The 16046-nt window shown below is 67.5% G+C and carries 16 protein-coding genes; 5 read left to right on the forward strand and 11 right to left on the reverse strand.

All coding sequences use genetic code 11. The annotated features are described in order from the left end of the window. Positions 1–326: 326 nt before the first annotated feature. From VZC37_RS01585 to VZC37_RS01630, 10 genes are all read right to left on the reverse strand, one after another. A complete protein-coding gene (locus tag VZC37_RS01585) occupies positions 327–884 on the reverse strand; it encodes an RES domain-containing protein (protein ID WP_330430665.1) in 558 nt (185 codons plus the stop codon). Then, positions 885–1277: an MbcA/ParS/Xre antitoxin family protein gene (locus VZC37_RS01590; protein WP_330430666.1), complete on the reverse strand. Its 393-nt coding sequence runs from the start codon at positions 1275–1277 to the stop codon at positions 885–887. Between the two features lie 45 nt (positions 1278–1322). Beyond that, a complete protein-coding gene (locus tag VZC37_RS01595) occupies positions 1323–2285 on the reverse strand; it encodes a Ppx/GppA phosphatase family protein (RefSeq protein ID WP_330430667.1) in 963 nt (320 codons plus the stop codon). After that, the gene (locus VZC37_RS01600) at positions 2282–2818 is read right to left on the reverse strand and encodes a DUF501 domain-containing protein (protein ID WP_330430668.1); all 537 of its coding nucleotides are present in this window, start codon (positions 2816–2818) and stop codon (positions 2282–2284) included. The genes VZC37_RS01595 and VZC37_RS01600 overlap by 4 nt, the downstream gene beginning before the upstream one ends. After that, a complete protein-coding gene (locus tag VZC37_RS01605; protein ID WP_330430669.1) occupies positions 2815–3333 on the reverse strand; it encodes an FtsB family cell division protein in 519 nt (172 codons plus the stop codon). Before VZC37_RS01605 ends, VZC37_RS01600 begins: the two co-directional genes overlap by 4 nt. Positions 3334–3613: 280 nt before the next feature. After that, positions 3614–4897, reverse strand: coding sequence for a phosphopyruvate hydratase (gene eno, locus VZC37_RS01610; protein WP_330430670.1), 1284 nt, complete (start codon positions 4895–4897; stop codon positions 3614–3616). A gap of 118 nt (positions 4898–5015) precedes the next feature. Further along, positions 5016–5774 (reverse strand): lytic transglycosylase domain-containing protein, encoded by a 759-nt coding sequence (locus tag VZC37_RS01615; RefSeq protein ID WP_330430671.1) that lies wholly within the window; start codon positions 5772–5774, stop codon positions 5016–5018. Between the two features lie 134 nt (positions 5775–5908). After that, the gene (locus tag VZC37_RS01620; RefSeq protein WP_330430672.1) at positions 5909–6838 is read right to left on the reverse strand and encodes a nucleoside triphosphate pyrophosphohydrolase; all 930 of its coding nucleotides are present in this window, start codon (positions 6836–6838) and stop codon (positions 5909–5911) included. 118 nt (positions 6839–6956) lie between these two features. Next, a complete protein-coding gene (gene mfd, locus VZC37_RS01625; RefSeq protein ID WP_330430673.1) occupies positions 6957–10550 on the reverse strand; it encodes a transcription-repair coupling factor in 3594 nt (1197 codons plus the stop codon). A gap of 48 nt (positions 10551–10598) precedes the next feature. Continuing rightward, entirely contained in the window at positions 10599–11111 is a 513-nt protein-coding gene (locus tag VZC37_RS01630) for a GNAT family N-acetyltransferase (protein WP_330430674.1), read from the reverse strand. An 85-nt stretch (positions 11112–11196) separates the two neighbouring features. Between VZC37_RS01630 and VZC37_RS01635 the strand changes: the two genes are divergently transcribed. Then, entirely contained in the window at positions 11197–11991 is a 795-nt protein-coding gene (locus VZC37_RS01635; protein WP_330430675.1) for a dioxygenase family protein, read from the forward strand. Between the two features lie 9 nt (positions 11992–12000). On the opposite strand, the gene VZC37_RS01640 is transcribed toward VZC37_RS01635, so the two are convergent. After that, on the reverse strand, positions 12001–12702 hold the full coding sequence (locus tag VZC37_RS01640; protein ID WP_330430676.1) for a TetR/AcrR family transcriptional regulator: 702 nt from the start codon (positions 12700–12702) through the stop codon (positions 12001–12003). Positions 12703–12748: 46 nt separating this feature from the next. Between VZC37_RS01640 and VZC37_RS01645 the strand changes: the two genes are divergently transcribed. The 4 genes from VZC37_RS01645 to VZC37_RS01660 all read left to right on the forward strand — a co-directional run bounded on the left by VZC37_RS01645 (position 12749) and on the right by VZC37_RS01660 (position 16043). After that, on the forward strand, positions 12749–13162 hold the full coding sequence (locus VZC37_RS01645; RefSeq protein WP_330430677.1) for a nuclear transport factor 2 family protein: 414 nt from the start codon (positions 12749–12751) through the stop codon (positions 13160–13162). A gap of 234 nt (positions 13163–13396) precedes the next feature. Beyond that, the gene (locus VZC37_RS01650) at positions 13397–14041 is read left to right on the forward strand and encodes an ABC transporter permease (protein WP_330431674.1); all 645 of its coding nucleotides are present in this window, start codon (positions 13397–13399) and stop codon (positions 14039–14041) included. Next, positions 14038–15309: an ATP-binding cassette domain-containing protein gene (locus VZC37_RS01655; protein ID WP_330430678.1), complete on the forward strand. Its 1272-nt coding sequence runs from the start codon at positions 14038–14040 to the stop codon at positions 15307–15309. The genes VZC37_RS01650 and VZC37_RS01655 overlap by 4 nt, the downstream gene beginning before the upstream one ends. Beyond that, complete coding sequence (locus tag VZC37_RS01660; RefSeq protein WP_330430679.1) at positions 15306–16043, forward strand: ABC transporter permease; 738 nt, start codon at positions 15306–15308, stop codon at positions 16041–16043. Before VZC37_RS01655 ends, VZC37_RS01660 begins: the two co-directional genes overlap by 4 nt. Positions 16044–16046 lie beyond the last annotated feature (3 nt).

Consider the following 16046-nt stretch of genomic DNA (forward strand, 5'->3'; position numbering starts at 1 on the left):
GCACCCGAACGCATCTCACCAGATCTCGATACGCCGACTCGCTGCCGCTCGCCGACTACTCGATCAACGAATAAGTCGCAGCCACTCGATCAACGAATGGACAGCCCGACCCCCCTTTGCGCCGGTCGAGTAGCCCGCGAACGAAGTGAGCGTGCGTATCGAGACCTCCTGCGCCCGAAGCAACCCCACCAGATCTCGACACGCCGACTCGCTGCCGCTCGCCGGCTACACGATCAACGGGTGGGGTTCGCCGACTACTCGATCAACGGGTGGGGTTCGCCGGTGGGGTTCGCCGACTACTCGATCAACGGGACTCCGCCGGCGCCCTACCGCTCCAGCGGCCGCAGGAGCGCCTCGGCGGCGTCGATGATCGCGGGATGGTCGAGGTCGAGTTCGTCAACCGCCACCACCTCCGGCCGCACCCACGAAGCGAGCACACTCCATTGCGGCCGATGAAACGACCACCAGGACACCGCATCCCATGCGCGATCCCCGCGGACGTCGGCCTCCTCGTAGATCTGCTGCCCCCACCGCTGCGTCACCGTCAGATTCCGGATCACCACCTGCGAGGGACGCAGCCCGAGCCGCACCAGTTGCGCCGGGTCGTCCAGGTCGAGGATGCGGAGGTCGTCCGGCAACCGGAATGTCCCGAGCGCTCGCCGGGCCCCGGGCACCTGCGGGAAGTCGAACATGTCGTCAACCCATGCCCGAAGGTTGCCGAACGTCTCCCCACATGCGGCCTCGGCGTGCCGAGACAGGTACCACACGTGGCGGTCCGGATGGTCGATCCGGCCGCCGAGCTGCGGCCGGTGCTCGTACAGCGGGTGCCCGGGACGACGGGCAGGGGCCGACTCGAGGTAGGGAAAAACCCGGTAGGCGAGCACTCAGGCCGCCCCTCCCCAGGCCTCGGCATCAAGCGCCGTCAACACGGCGGCAGCCCCGGACAAGCGCAAGGCATCGATCGGCCGGGCTCCCCCGAGGTGCACGTTCTGACTGATCAGCCATGTCTGAGCAGCGCGCTCGCCCCAGATCAGTCGTGCCCGCGCAAAGATGTGTTCGAGGTCGATGAGCAGCGGGCCCGCGACCGGACCCGGATACTCCGCGCCGGAGATCCAGCGGGTCGGTTGCGAGCGGCTGACACCGATGAGTTCTGCGAGGCGCGCTTTGCCGAAGCTGTCGGCGAGGTAGCTCACCCGTGCCGGCGCCAATGGGTCGGCGGGATCCTCCGAACGGGGCCTCCGGGAGCGGGGCATGTCACGAACGCGAGCCGATGTCATACCGCCACCATACCCAACAAAAATGTTGGGCATCAGGGTCTGTTGTCAGACCAGCAATCCTATGGCTATGCCGTCGAGGATGTCGTGCTCGCTGACCACCAGTTCGTCGACGTCGGACCGCTCACCCAGGACCCGCGCGAGTTCCATGGCGACGAGCGCACCGCCGCCGATCACATCGACGCGCCCAGGATGCATCGGCCCCAGCGCGGCACGATCGGCCCGGGTCATGTGGACCACCCGGTCGCACACATCCGCCAGATCGTCGAACGAGATCCTGGAGAGGTGAATGACCTCCGGGTCGTACTCGGTCAGTCCCGCCCCGAGCGCGGCGAGTGTCGTCATCGTCCCCGCGACCCCCACCCAGGTGTGCACGCCGTCGACCCGAACCGAATCGAACGCCGGAGCGAGCCGAGATCTCGCGAAGTCACGCGCCGCCGCGATCTCCGCCTCCGACGGCGGGTCCGAGGGCAGGCACCGCTCCGTCAACCGAACACATCCGATGTCCGCGGAGTATGCCGCGGTGACGCCGCCGGCATCACCCACCACCACCTCGGTGGAACCACCGCCGAGATCGGTGACGACGAAAGGACCACCTGCAGAACTCAATTCGCCGACCGCACCCCGAAAGGACAATCGGGCCTCCTCGTCCCCGGTGATCACCTCGGCGGACACGCCGGGAACCACAGCGCCGAGCAGTTCGGCGGTCATCGCGAAGAATTCCTCGCGGTTCGCGGCATCCCGCGTCGCCGACGTCGCGACCATCCGGATCCGATCGACGCCCGCGGACGCCATGATGTCGGCGTAATCGGCCAGGGCGTTGCGGGTGCGCTCGATGGCGTGCGGAGCGAACTGGCCGGTGGCGTCCACCCCTTCGCCGAGGCGCACCACACGCATCTCGCGGTGCACGTCGACGAGACCGGGCACCGATCGGTCCCCCACATCGGTCGCCCGCGCGACGAGCAGACGGATCGAATTGGTGCCGCAGTCGACGGCGCCGACAACGGTCACCGCTCCCCTCCCTCGGATTCCGCCCCGGTACCGTGGGCGCTCCTCGGCCAATCCGCCGGGACCGCACTACCGCGCAGGCCACGATCGGCCGCCAGCGCGACCGCCTCATCGCCGAGCGGGTTGACGCCGGGGCCCTTCGCCAACGAATGCGCGATCAACACATGCAGGCACTTCACCCGATCCGGCATCCCACCGCCGGTGAAGTCGGTGCCCAGCGACTCGATCGCATCACGCTCGGCGAGATACGACTCGTGCGCGCGGCGATACTCGATGGCCAGATCGGCGTCGGTCACCAGGCGCGCGGTCATCGCCTTCATCACGCCCGCCGACTCCTGACGACTGGCCTCCGCCGTCAGCCGCGGATCGGTGAGGTAGTAGAGCGTCGGAAACGGCGTCCCATCAGGCAATCGTGGCGACGTCTTGATGACCGCCGGCTGGCCGTCGGGAGTGTAGTAGCTGACCTCGATCACCCCACGCGGTTCCCGGCCCAGCTGCGCGGCGATGGTCGCGAGGTCGGATTCGGAGACGCTCACTTGATGGCGGGCGGGGTCGCGACCGACTCCCACAGGTTGCCATACCAGGGACTACGCGCACGCTCGGCCGCCTGCTTCTCGGCTGCAACGCGAGCATCGTCACCCGGGAACATCATCACCAGCGCTTTCTCTCCCGGCCGCACGAACTGCAGGCGTTCGCGTGCCATCGCCTCGACGTAGGCCGGGTCACCTTGTTCGTTGACCTTCTGCTGATAGTCGCTGACCTCGGTCCGCAACTGATCGTTGCTGGCTCGGAGCTGATCGAACTCGGCACGCTGCGAGAAGTAGGTGCGCACCGGCATCGCCAGCGTGAGCGCCACGACACTGATCACCAGGGCCAACACGATCGCGCGTTTCGCATCGAGCCCCTCGGCGCGGGCCAGCAACGACGCCCGATCGAACCGGCGTCGGGCCGTCCGCGGACGGCCCGGCACGCGAGAGGAACCACGCCGCTCGGTACCGTCCGCCGCGTCATCGACGCCGTCCTCGACCTCGGGAACGAGGTCGTCGTGCACTTCCTGCTCACCGGTTTCGGTGACCGAGATCCGTTCCCTCCGGTGTCCGCCGGCACGGGCCCCCGGCGTGCCGGGCCGAGCGTGACCGCGCGTGGTGCTCCCACGACGGTCCGCCCGCGTCCGACGACGCCTGCCCTCGACCCCACGAGACACTTGGGCCCGCTCACTCCGTTCCCGGCGCTCCGCGGGTTGGGCCCGCTCACTCCGTTCCCGGCGCTCCGCGGGTTGGGCCCGCTCACTCCGTTCCCGGCGCCCGCCTGATGTCATGGGGTCCAGCTAATCACGAACCAAACGAGAATCGTGGGAAGGCGAGGTCCCCCGCGTACCGTGCCGCATCGCCGAGACCTTCCTCGATCCGCAGCAGCTGGTTGTACTTCGCGACACGCTCGCTGCGGGCCGGCGCACCGGTCTTGATCTGGCCGGATGCGCATGCGACGGCGAGGTCGGCGATGGTGGTGTCCTCGGTCTCACCGGAGCGGTGACTCATCATCGTCTTGTAGCCGTTGTTGTGCGACAACGCGACGGCGTCGAGGGTCTCGGTCAGCGAGCCGATCTGGTTCACCTTGACCAGTAGGGCGTTCGCGACGCCCTCGGAGATGCCGCGCTCGAGGCGTTCGGGATTGGTGACGAACAGGTCGTCGCCGACCAGCTGCACCTTGTCGCCGACGGCCTCGGTCAGCTTGGCCCAGCCCGCCCAATCGTCCTCCGCGAGACCGTCCTCGATGGAGACGATCGGGAAGTCGGCAACCAGCTTCTCGTAGAACGGCACCATCTCGTCGGTCGAGTAGTCCTTGCCCTCGAGCTTGTACACACCGTCGCGGTAGAACTCGGTGGCCGCCGCGTCGAGCGCGATCACGACATCCTTGCCGAAGTTGTAGCCGGCCTTGCCGACCGCCTCACCGATCACGGTGATCGCGGCATCGGTGTTCGGCAGATCGGGGGCGAATCCACCCTCGTCGCCGAGGGCGGTCGCCAGCCCCTGCTTGGACAGCACCGACTTGAGTGCGTGGTACACCTCCGCGCCACACCGCAGCGCTTCCTTGAAGGTCGGCGCACCCACCGGGCAGATCATGAATTCCTGGAAGTCGATGCCGTTGTCGGCGTGCTCGCCACCGTTGATGATGTTCATGCACGGCACCGGCAGGATGTGCGCGTTGGGTCCACCGATGTAGCGGAACAGCGGCAGGCCGGCCGATTCCGCTGCACCCTTGGCCACCGCGAGCGACACACCCAGGATCGCGTTGGCGCCGATCCGGCCCTTGTCCGGGGTGCCGTCGCAGTCCAGAAGCGCCTGGTCGACCAGTCGCTGCTCCTCGGCCTCGAGGCCGATCACGGCGGGCGCGAGCTCGCCCAGGACACCCTCGACCGCTTTCGTCACACCCTTGCCGGCGTAGCGCTCCCCGCCGTCACGGAGTTCGACCGCCTCGTGCTCACCGGTCGACGCACCGGAGGGAACCGCTGCGCGGGTGAAGGTGCCGTCATCGAGCACGACTTCGACCTCGACGGTCGGATTGCCGCGCGAATCGAGAATCTCGCGTGCGCCGACCTGTTCGATCATTGCCACAGTTCTAGCCCCTATCCCTCGACGGAACGACGCCGATCGGCGCCGACAGGTACGCGACAAAGCCTAATCGCTGCCCGAAGTACGCACGCAGCAAGCCGAGGACTAGTTCGCCGAACGTTCAGTATCGGACGTTGATCGAGTACGCGTTCGCCCGATCACGCACGTCGAGGACGTAGGGCGTCGAGTTGTTGTAGGTCTTCACCGCCCGCTCCCAGCCTTCGGGCGTGGTCATGTCCCCATCGGCGGACACACACAGATACCTCGCAGCCGACAGCGCTGCATCGTCGAGGTTGTCGGGATCGGCGCGCCAGTCGCCGTTCGCGTCGACGCCGTAGCGTTCCCACGTCTGCGGAATGAACTGGAACGGACCCATCGCGCGGTCGTGGACGGAATCGCCGTCCAGCGTGCCGCCGTCGGAGTCGCGGATCTCCATGTTGCCGCGGGTGCCGTCGAGCGCGACCCCGCGGATCGGGGGTGCGGTGTCGCCGTTGGGCGCGATGGTGGTCGCGCGGTGCGTGCCGTGCTTGCTCTCGACCGCGGCGATACCGGCAAGCGTGGTCCAGGCCAGGCCGCACTCGGGATGCTGCTGCCGCTGGATCTCGGCAGCATTGCCGTAGGCCTCCATCGCGATCAACGGGATGCCGGTGGACTCCGAGATCGGTCGCGCCCAATCCCGCATCAATTCGGCGGTGCGTCCCGGCGCATTGATGTCGATGTACGGGGTCGGGGCGCCAGCGCCCGGCGGGATGCCCTCGGGGATGTCCGGCCGATTCAGCGACGGCAGGTCGATACACGCCGACGCGACCAGCGCCGTCGCCCCGATGATCATCGGCGCGAACACCAGTCGTCGCCCGGTTCGGCGCCGTCCCATCCTCATTCCTCCACACCCAGTTACACCGCGGGGTTCCGCCCGCGGCTCACAGCATTCTCCATGACAACTTTGCGACAGTGATTTTGGTTCCTGGGATTTTGGTTCCTGGGATTTTGGTTCCTGGGATTGTGGGCGCGCCGTCACCGGCCCGTCGTGGACTCCCGCTCGTCGCCGACCGGGTTCAGCATCGACTCCCACGCCTCGCGATCGTCCAACGTCAGACCATCGGCTTCGGCGCGCTTCTCCGCGTCCCGAACCTGCGACATCAGCTGACGCACTCGTTGCCGCGCGACTTCCTCGACGCTGTCGCCACCCGGCGCAACAGTCACCGACACGATGTCCGGGTCGATGGTGTCCATGGGGAAGCCGGCGGCCGACAGTCGTTCGAGGACCTTTTGGGTGAGGGCGAGCGCGGGGGCGGTGGTGGCCACACCGTCGAGCACCGATCCGCGGGCCTTCTCGGCGGCCTTGCGCTCTTCCCATTCCCTGATCTGCGTCTCCAGATCGGCGTGCGCGCCCGACAGAACGCCAGGAGTGCGGCCGCGGACCTTGGTGAGGAAACTCTGCGCCACATCCTCGATGTCGAAGGGCTCGTCGGGGTGGTCTGCCGCGATCCGCGCATGGAACAGGACCTGCAACAGCAGGTCACCGAGTTCCTCACGCAGGAGGATGTGGTCGCCGTCGTCGATGGCGTCGAGCAGTTCGTAGCACTCCTCGAGCAGATAGCGGCGCAGCGAGACGTGGGTTTGGGTGCTCTCCCACGGGCCGGTTCGTCGCAGGGTGTCCATCAGGGCGACCGACTCGAGCAGAGCGTCACCGGCAACCGGGCGGGCTCTGATGACGTCTTCCCCACGCTCGATGCGTGCCCGGACGAATCCGTGGGTGGCGTCGCTCGTGAGCAGGGTGGCGTCGAGGTCGTCGCGTTCTGCCCAGGTCGCTCCGGTCAGGCCCAGATCCCACAGTGTGGACGGGTGGACATCCTCGGTGACCGTGAGCGGTCCGGACAGCAACGGGAGTGCGCGCGTCGGTATGACGTCGGGCCGCAGCGGATCGAGCAGGATCACGGTCATCGGCGATCGGCCTCCCTTCGAACGCTGGTCTGACGAACGTATCCCAGGCGGATGGCAACGGCTGCGCTGACACACGCGGCAACGTCAGCCATCTCGAGGGAGTAGGCGGCAGGAGGGATCAGGCGGGATCTGCCCGCAAGGCCAGCAGGAACTTCGTGAGGTAGTCGATGAGTTCCTCGTCGCGTAGGCGAGCCGAACCGACACCGCCGGTGCGCGGGATCGGCAGCGTGATGACCGAGGTCGTCGCCCGGTAACCGGCCGACGGATACAGCCGCTTGAGCCGCACCTGTTCGCTGTCGAGCAAGGTCATCGGGGAGATCTTGACGCCGGTGCCGGCGAGACCGACCTCGGCGACCCCACGCTCCCGACACCGCAGCCGGAACCGCGCTATCGCGGCGAGCCGGCGCGTCTCCTCCGGCGGCTCCCCGTAGCGGTCGGTGAGTTCGGCGAGCACCGCGTCCACCGCGTCGTCGTCGGAGGCGGCGGCCAGTTTGCGATAGGCCTCCAGGCGCAGCCGGTCGGAGTCGACGTACTCGACCGGGATGTGCGCGTCCACCGGCAGGTCGATGCGGACCTCGGTTGATTCGCCGGTCGAGACGGGTTTGCCGTCGGCGGCCGCCCGGTAGGCCTCCACCGCCTCGCCGACCAGACGAACGTAGAGGTCGAAACCCACGCCGGCGACATGACCGGACTGCTCGGCGCCCAAAACGTTTCCGGCGCCTCGCAATTCGAGATCCTTCAGCGCGACCGCCATCCCGGCACCGAGTTCGTTGTTCTGCGCGATGGTGGCGAGCCGGTCGTACGCGGTCTCGGTCAACGGTCGCTCCGGGCTGTAGAGCAGATAGGCGTAGCCGCGCTCCCGGCTGCGTCCCACGCGTCCACGGAGCTGATGCAGCTGCGAGAGCCCGAAGTTCTCGGCGCGGTCGACGATCAGCGTGTTGGCGTTGGAGATGTCGAGGCCGGTCTCGATGATCGTCGTGCACACCAGCACGTCGTACTCACGGTTCCAGAACCCCGCGACGGTGCGTTCGAGCTGGTCCTCGTTCATCTGTCCGTGCGCGACCACGACCCGGGCCTCGGGCACCATCTGCGCGATGTCGCGGGCGGTCTTGTCGATGGTGGACACCCGGTTGTGGACGTAGAACACCTGGCCGTCCCGCAACAGTTCGCGGCGGATGGCCGCGCCGACCTGCTTGGCGGAGTAGCCGCCCACATAGGTGAGCACGGGGTGGCGTTCCTCGGGCGGTGTCAGGATGGTCGACATCTCGCGGATGCCTGCCATCGACATCTCCAGGGTCCGCGGGATGGGGGTCGCCGACATCGTCAGCACGTCGACGTGGGTGCGCAGTGATTTGATGTGCTCTTTGTGTTCGACGCCGAAGCGCTGTTCCTCGTCGACGATGACGAGGCCGAGGTCCTTCCAGGTCACCCCGGTCTGCAACAGGCGGTGGGTACCGATGACCACATCGGCCTCGCCCGACGCCATGGCGTCGACGATCTCCTTCGACTCCTTGGGGTCGGTGAACCGTGACAGCCCTCGGACCCGCACCGGGAAGCCCGTCATCCGCTCGGTGAACGTCTGCAGATGTTGTTGCGCCAGAATCGTTGTCGGCACCAGAACGGCCACCTGCTTGCCGTCCTGCACGGCCTTGAACGCAGCCCGGACCGCGATCTCGGTCTTGCCGTACCCGACGTCACCCACGATGACCCGGTCCATCGGAACCGGCCGCTCCATGTCGGACTTCACCTCGGCGATCACCGTCAGCTGATCGACGGTCTCGGTGAAGTCGAAGGCGTCCTCCATCTCCCGCTGCCACGGCGTGTCCGGGCTGAACCCGTAGCCGGGAGCGGCGTGGCGGGCGGCGTAGAGCTGGACGAGCTCGCCCGCGATCTCACGAACCGCCTTGCGCGCCTTGCGTTTGGTGTTCTGCCAGTCCGATCCGCCGAGCTTGGACAGCGACGGCTGCTCGCCGCCGACGTAGCGCGACAACTGGTCCAGCGAATCCATCGGCACGAACAGCCGATCGCCGGGTTGGCCACGTTTGCCGGCCGCGTACTCCAGGACGAGGTACTCCCGGCGAGCGCCGGAGACGGTCCGCTCGATCATCTCGACGAACTTGCCGATGCCGTGCTGGTCGTGCACCACGAGGTCACCGGCGGACAGCGCCAACGGATCCACCTGGTTGCGGCGTTTGGCCGGCAGACGACGCCCATCGCGCACCCCGGCAACCCGGTTGCCGGTCAGGTCGGCCTCGGTGACGACGACGAGCCGGGCGTCGGGACAGACGAGCCCGGCCCGCAACGTCCCGTGGAACACGGTGACCTGTCCGGTCTCCGGTCGCGCGCCGGGCTCGGCGATGACCGCCGGCACCTCGGCTTCGGCGAGCCGCTCCCCCACACGCTGCGCAGTCCCCTTGCCCGCCACCACGATTGCCGCGGTACCGCCGGTGGTGACATGGGCGCGCAGGCTCGTGAAGGTCTGGGCGATCTCGTCGTCATTGCCACGGGGCGCGGGCCCGGCGGTGATGTCGAGCGCCAGTTCCTGGTCGGCGCCGGTCGCCAGCGGGCTGATCGTCCACCACGCCCGGCCGGCCGCGAGCGTCGCCTTCTCCACCTCGTCGAGCGAGCGGTATGCGCTGGCCTGCAGGTCGATTCCGGTGTCACCCGGCTCGCGACCGTCGATCGGCGCGTCGGCACCCATCGCGGCGGCCGTCCATGACGCCTCCAGGAACTCCGCGCCGGTCTGCGCCAGGTCCGCTGCGCGGGTGCGGATCTTCTCCGGGTCCAGCAGCAGCACGCCGGTGCCGTCCGGCACCACCTCGGTCAGCAGCTGCATCTGCCCGTCGACCAGCATCGGGATGAGCGCTTCCATACCTTCGACCGGCATGCCTTCGGCGAGCTTGGTGAGCATGTCGGCGAGCGCCTTCTCACCCTTGTGCCGTTCGGCCAGTTCGGCCGCACGGTCACGGACCGCGGCGGACAGGATGAGTTCACGGCCTGGGTGGATGCGGACCGACGACACGTCGACCTCGGGTTGGCTGCGCTGATCGGCGACCGAGAAGGCCCGCATCTCCGAGATCTCGTCGCCCCAGAACTCGACTCGGACAGGGAAATCCGCGGTCGTCGGGAACACATCCAGGATTCCGCCGCGCACCGCGAACTCGCCGCGCCGGCCGACCATGTCGACCCGCTCGTAGGCCATCTCGACCAGGTCGCCCAACAGCTGCTCGAAGTCCAGCTCGATGCCCTCACGCAACAGGATCGTGCGCACCGAACCCAGACCCGGCGCCATCGGCTGGACCAGAGAACGCACGGTGGTGACCACCACCCGCAGCGTCGCCCCGTCCTCCGGGTTGGCCAACCGGTGCAGCACGGCCAGTCGTTGTCCGACGGTGTCGGCGCTGGGTGAGAGCCGTTCGTGCGGCAACGTCTCCCAGGAGGGGAACTGGGCGACCGCGGCCGGATCGTCGAGGAGTTCGGCGAGTTCTGCGGTCAGGTCGTCGGCCTCGCGCCCGTTCGCCGAGACCACGAGCAACGGGGCGGTGTTCCCGTCGGACCGATCGGATGCGAGACAGGCCACCGCGAACGGTCGGGCGGCGTCGGGGGCGGTGATGTCGAGCCGGTCCTGGCCGCGACGGCTGCGCAGGTCCGCGATGGCCTTGTCGGCACACGTGACCGCGGCGAGCCCGTGCAGGGCGGGGGTAGTCGACACTCCTGCGATTCTAACGACGGCTCCGCCATCGACCGAATGCGCTGTTGATCAGCCGACCGACCGCTGCAGGTACACGCAATCGATCCACTGATCGAACTTGTAGCCCACCGCCGGCGTTCGACCCACCTCGGCGAATCCGTTCTTGCGGTGCAGCGCGATCGATGCCTCACCGCCGGTGGCCGCGATCACCGCGATGATCTGCCGCACGTTCTGGGGATCTGCCGCGTCGACGAGGGCCGCGAGGAGCGTCGTGCCGATGCCACGCCCGCCGGCGTCACGACGGAGATAGATGGTGTCCTCGACCGTCCGTTCGTAGGCACGCTTGTCCCGGAAGGGTCCGAGGTACGCGAACCCGAGCACGCCGGAACTCTGCGCGCCATCGATTTCCTCGGCGACGAGGAACGGCCGCCCGGCCGCCTCGATGGCCGAGAGTTTGGCCTCCCACGCCGCCACGGAGGGAGCCTCGTAGTCGAAGGTCGCGACCGTGTTGTCGACGTAGTACCCATAGATGTCGGCGATCGCCGCACAGTCTGCGGCGAGCGCAGGACGAATGGTGACCATGACGACGATGATGCCGGACCCGCGCGACGAGCCGGTCGATCGGACATGGGGAATCAATCGGGCCAGTGCACGAGTTGAGCAGATCATGACCGACACCGCGGGAACGCAGCGTCCGCCGACCCTGTTCCTGAGTCACGGCGCGCCGCCCCTTGTCGACAGCGCCCTGTGGGTGGAACAGCTCACCGAGTTGGCACGCACCCTCTCGCGTCCGACCGCGATCCTCGTGGTCTCCGCGCACTGGGAGGCGGCGCCGCTGACCATCGGGTCCACCGACCCGAGCACCCCGCTCACCTACGACTTCTGGGGATTCCCCGACCGCTTTTATCGGACGACGTACTGGTCGCCGGGCGCCGGCGCCCTCGCCGCGCGGATCGCGGCGATGATGCCCGACGGCGAACCGGTTGCCATCGATCACCACCGACGCCTCGATCACGGCGCCTACGTGCCCCTGACGGTCATGTATCCCGAGGCCGACATCCCGGTCCTGCAGATCTCGCTGCCCACGCTGGAACCCGAGCGGCTCCTGGACCTCGGACGTCGTCTCGCACCCCTGCGCGACGAAGGCGTGCTGATCATCGGCTCCGGCTTCACCACCCACGGACTTCCGTACCTCACCGACCGGCGCCCCGAGGCCACACCACCGGGATGGTCGGCCGAGTTCGATGCCTGGGCCCACGAACGGTTCGCGGCGGGAGACGTCGAAGCACTGCTCGACTTCCGCAACCGCGCACCCGGTATGCCCTACGCGCATCCGACGATCGAACACTTCGCACCGCTGTTCGTCGCGCTCGGCGCCAGCGATGACGTCGAGCAGCGCCCGGATCAGGCGATCGACGGATTCTGGATGGGCCTCGCCAAGCGGAGTGTCGTGATGGGCTGAGGCCCGTCGTCACTCCTGTTCGTCCGCCGTGGTGCGGTCGCGTGCCTCCACATACTCGGGGCCGACCAGTTCGGGGGCGGGGTCCAGACGGGTCAGACCGTTCCAGCAGAGGTTCACCAGGTGCGCGGCGACGACCTCCTTGGATGGCTCTCGCACATCGAGCCACCACTGCGCGGTCACCGACACCATCCCGACCAGGGCCTGGGCGTAGAGCGGCGCCAACGCGGGGTCGAAGCCCCGACGTTCGAAGTCGCCGGCCAGGATGTGTTCGACCTGACTGATCGCGTCGTTCAGCAGGCTCGAGTAGGTGGTGGTGTCGGCGCTGTCGGTGCGGTCGCCGCGGACCAGGATGCGGAAGCCGTCGGTACGTTCCTCCATGTACGTCAACAACGCGAGGGCGACCTGCTGGATCCGGTAGAGCGACCGGTTCTTCGACAGCGACGACGTGACCATCTCGAGAAGGGTTTCCATCTCGCGGTCGACGACCACCGCGTACAGCCCTTCCTTGCCACCGAAATGCTCGTAGACGATGGGCTTGGACACCCCGGCGCGCTGGGCGATCTCCTCGACGGAGGTGCCCTCGAACCCACGCTCGGCGAACAGGCCACGGGCCACCTCGATGAGCTGCAGACGGCGCTGCGGGCCGGTCATCCGGGCCCGGGGCGCTCGTTGCACCTCCTCGGATTTGTCGGTGGGGCGGCTCACTGCCATACCCATAACCCTAACGAGGACCGCCCCGGTGGGGTAATCAATGGGCATGCTGACCATCGAAGAGATCTCCGCCCGCCTCGAGATCGAGCAGGTGATCACCGACTACTGCACCGCAGTCGATTCCGCCCGCTTCGATGACCTCGATTCGGTGTTCGCCACGGACGCCGTCATCGACTACACCGCGATGGGCGGGATCACCGGCGACGTCGGCGCGGTGAAGGACTGGCTGTCACAGGTGCTTCCGGCCTTCTCCGCGTACTGCCACCTCGTCGGTAATCACGACATCCGGGTCGACGGCGACACCGCGACCACCCGGACCCTGTGTCTCAATCCCATGCAGGTCCCGGATGACTCGACCTTCCTGCTCGGACTCTGGTACGCCGACGAGTGGCGGCTGACCGACGCCGGATGGCGAATAACGCGGCGCACCTTGGAGAAATGCTTCGACGCGAAGATCTGAGCGTTCCGGGCACAATCGTTGACATTTTCGACGAATCGTTACCTGGTCGGTATCAGCGCTGTTCAGGCGACCTTTGCCGGAACAACGGGCGCGCTGATTCCGGATCACATAACGCGACAAACCGCCTGAGCGTTTGATTTCGGCGATAGGGTGGAATACCGGTCCGGTTCCCCGATCCAGTAGGCGGTGTCCGACCGGCCGGTCGCGTCGGGGCCGATGACGAGGGGGTTCGGTGTGCAATTGTGGGACTACGTGCAGGACCACGCGGCAAACCTGACATTCCTCACCTATCAGCATGCCTCGCTGGCATTTCAGACCGTCCTGGTCGGCACCATCGTCGCCGTCGTCGTCGCGGCCGCGGTGTATCGGATGCCATTCTTCTCCGCGTTGACCCTGACGAGCAGCCGTGTCGCCCTGACCATTCCCTCACTCGCCCTGTTGGCGCTGCTCATCGTGCCGTTCGGACTCGGCGTTGTGCCATCGTTCATCATGCTCGCGTTCTTCGCGACGATGCCCGTGATCGGTAACGCGATCGTCGGATTGCGCTCGGTACCTCCCGCGGTGATCGAATCGGCGCGGGGAATCGGGCTGCCTCGCTGGCGAATCCTGCTCTCGGTCGAATTGCCGATCGCCTGGCCGGTGATCCTCACCGGCATACGGGTGTCGACGCAGATGATCATCGGCATCGCCGCGATCGTCGCCTACGTGCTCGGTCCCGGACTGGGATCACTCATCTTCAGCGGACTCTCCCGCCTCGGCGGCGCCAACGCCCTCGAGATGGCGCTCACCGGAACGATTCTCATCGTCATCATCGCCCTTGTGTTCGACGGACTGCTGGTCCTGCTCGGCCGCCTCACGATCTCCAAAGGACTCCAATGACCGAATCGTCCACCGCGTCAACCAATCCGGACCGGAAGGTCACCGGGGCGTCGATTCACCTCGATGGTGTGATGAAGCGCTACCGCGGGCAGGACAGGCCGGCGGTGGCCCGCCTGGACCTGGAGATCGAGGCCGGCGACATCGTCGCCTTCGTCGGACCGTCGGGCTGCGGGAAGACCACCACCCTGAAGATGATCAACCGGCTGATCGAACCCACCGAGGGTCGCATCCTCATCGACGGCCGCGACGTGACCCACGAGAACGGCGACGAACTGCGTCAGGGCATCGGATACGTGATCCAGTCCGGGGGCCTGTTCCCGCACTGGTCGGTGTCGCGGAACATCGGCGCCATCCCGCGCGTGCTCGGCTGGGATCGCAAGCGCATCGCGGAACGCACCGAGTATCTGCTCGACCTCGTCGGGCTCGATGCCGCCGAGTTCGCGGACAGGTTGCCGAAGGACATGTCCGGCGGACAGCAACAACGCGTGGGTGTCGCCCGGGCATTGGCCGCCGACCCGCCGATCCTGTTGATGGACGAACCGTTCGGAGCGGTCGACCCGATCACCCGGGTCCGGCTCCAGGACAGTCTGATCGGCATCCAGCACGAACTCGGCAAGACGATCGTCGTCGTCACCCACGACTTCGAAGAGGCCACCAAACTCGGCGACAAGGTCCTGATCCTGTCCGAGGGCGGCCATGTGGAACAGTACGCGCCGCCGGAGGACATCCTGGCCAATCCCGCGTCGCCCTTCGTGGAGGATTTCATCGGATCCGGTGCGACTCTGGCGCATCTGACGCTGTCCCGGGTGCGCGACGTGGACGCCGAACCCGTGACCACCGCGCGGGTCGGCGAGGACACCCAGACAGTCCTCGGTCGGGCCCACGCCGCCGGGCACACGTGGGTGGTGGTGGTGAACGAACACGGCCATCCCCGCGCCTGGCCGTCGCTGGACGAGATGGCCGCCAAACCACAGGTTTCCGACTACATCGATCGCCGGCTGCCGGTGGTGGCGCGCTCCTCGACGCTCAACGACGCCCTCGACTCGATGCTGGCGGCCAGCCAGGGCGGTGTGCTCGTCACCGACGGCCGCGGTGCCGTCGTCGGGTCGCTCTCGATCGGGACGGTCATGGAGGTCATCCGATCCCAGCTGTCCGAGGCACGACCCGACGAAGAGCACCTCGGCTACGTCGAACACCCCGAAGGCAGCGCCACCGACGACATGCCGGTCATCGTCGCTGCCGAGGACGAACCCGGCGAGCGCGCATGAGACGACTGAGACGACTCCCGATGGATGTGTGGTTCGAGCCACTCATCATCGTCGCACTCCTGGTCGGCTACATCGTCTGGTACCAGGTCACCACCCTCACCGAGGTCGAGCAGGCAGCGCTCGCCTGGGACAACCTGCGTGTCACCATCGCCGACCACATCACCCTGACGCTGGTGGCGACCGTCATCGTCGTGGCCATCGCCATTCCGCTCGGCATCGTGCTGACCCGGCCGTCGATGAAGTGGCTCAATCCGATCGCGGTGAACATCGCCAACATCGGCCAGGCCGCCCCGGCCGTCGGTCTGCTCGTCCTGTTCACGTTCTGGCTGGGCACCGGGTTCCGGACAGCCGTCGTCGGCCTGGTCGTGTACGCCGTCCTGCCCATCCTGCAGAACACCATCGTCGGTCTGCGCCAGGTCGACCAACGCACCGTCGAGGCCGCGCGCGGGATCGGATTGTCGAGCGTGCGCACGCTGGTCCAGGTGGAGTTGCCGTTGGCCGTCCCGGTGATCCTCAACGGGGTGCGTACCGCGCTGGTCATCCTCGTCGGCACCGCGACCCTGAGCACATTCATCGGCGCGACCAGCCTCGGCACCCTGATCACCACCGGCGTCACCCTGTTCCTGCCGAAGCTGCTGATCTCCGGCGCCGTCCTGGTGGGACTGCTCGCGCTGACCATCGACTGGCTGGGCCGACTGGTCGAACTGGCCGCCACCCCCAGGGGGCTCGCATGACCG

The organism is Gordonia sesuvii (assembly GCF_036350415.1).
GTDB lineage: Bacteria > Actinomycetota > Actinomycetes > Mycobacteriales > Mycobacteriaceae > Gordonia > Gordonia sesuvii.

What these genes read in the sequence shown, in the direction of transcription:
- VZC37_RS01645 (WP_330430677.1), top strand. Translation starts at nt 12,749, where the DNA reads ATGCTGACCATCGAAGAGATCTCCGCCCGCCTCGAGATCGAGCAGGTG.
- VZC37_RS01630 (WP_330430674.1), bottom strand. Translation starts at nt 11,111, where the DNA reads ATGGTCACCATTCGTCCTGCGCTCGCCGCAGACTGTGCGGCGATCGCC.
- VZC37_RS01590 (WP_330430666.1), bottom strand. Translation starts at nt 1,277, where the DNA reads ATGACATCGGCTCGCGTTCGTGACATGCCCCGCTCCCGGAGGCCCCGT.
- VZC37_RS01655 (WP_330430678.1), top strand. Translation starts at nt 14,038, where the DNA reads ATGACCGAATCGTCCACCGCGTCAACCAATCCGGACCGGAAGGTCACC.
- VZC37_RS01620 (WP_330430672.1), bottom strand. Translation starts at nt 6,838, where the DNA reads ATGACCGTGATCCTGCTCGATCCGCTGCGGCCCGACGTCATACCGACG.
- VZC37_RS01635 (WP_330430675.1), top strand. Translation starts at nt 11,197, where the DNA reads ATGACCGACACCGCGGGAACGCAGCGTCCGCCGACCCTGTTCCTGAGT.
- VZC37_RS01660 (WP_330430679.1), top strand. Translation starts at nt 15,306, where the DNA reads ATGAGACGACTGAGACGACTCCCGATGGATGTGTGGTTCGAGCCACTC.
- VZC37_RS01615 (WP_330430671.1), bottom strand. Translation starts at nt 5,774, where the DNA reads ATGAGGATGGGACGGCGCCGAACCGGGCGACGACTGGTGTTCGCGCCG.
- VZC37_RS01640 (WP_330430676.1), bottom strand. Translation starts at nt 12,702, where the DNA reads ATGGCAGTGAGCCGCCCCACCGACAAATCCGAGGAGGTGCAACGAGCG.